Below are 683 nucleotides of genomic sequence, written 5' to 3'. Positions count from 1 at the left end.
TGTGCGGCGAAGAGGTTCCAGGAAATAGCTCCACCGTATAGACCGTACCCGAAACCGACACAGGTGGTCAGGTAGAGTATACCAAGGCGCTTGAGAGAACTATGTTGAAGGAACTCGGCAAATTGCACGCGTAACTTCGGAAGAAGCGTGACCCCATTTTAGGCAACTATGATGGGGTGGCACAGACCAGGGGGTAGCGACTGTTTATCAAAAACACAGGGCTCTGCGAAGTAGCAATACGACGTATAGGGTCTGACGCCTGCCCGGTGCTGGAAGGTTAAAGGGAGGGGTGCAAGCTCTGAACTGAAGCCCCAGTAAACGGCGGCCGTAACTATAACGGTCCTAAGGTAGCGAAATTCCTTGTCGGGTAAGTTCCGACCTGCACGAATGGCGTAACGACTTCCCCGCTGTCTCCAACATAGACTCAGTGAAATTGAATTCCCCGTGAAGATGCGGGGTTCCTGCGGTCAGACGGAAAGACCCCGTGCACCTTTACTATAGCTTTACACTGGCATTCGCCAAGGCATGTGTAGGATAGGTGGTAGGCTTTGAAGCAGGGACGCCAGTTTCTGTGGAGCCATCCTTGAAATACCACCCTTATCTTCGTGGATGTCTAACCGCGGTCCGTTATCCGGATCCGGGACAGTGTATGGTGGGTAGTTTGACTGGGGCGGTCGCCTCCG

Annotated in this window: 1 rRNA gene; it reads left to right on the top strand. The window is 53.4% G+C overall.

Annotated features, from left to right (window positions below):
* Positions 1-683 (top strand): 23S ribosomal RNA (locus DA915_RS28605); the annotation flags it as partial.

Origin of the sequence: Agrobacterium sp. LAD9 (assembly GCF_003031125.1) — a bacterium.
Taxonomy (GTDB): domain Bacteria; phylum Pseudomonadota; class Alphaproteobacteria; order Rhizobiales; family Rhizobiaceae; genus Agrobacterium; species Agrobacterium radiobacter.
The sequence above is the reverse complement of the archived record's forward strand: the minus strand, read 5'-3'. Positions and strand labels throughout refer to the sequence as shown.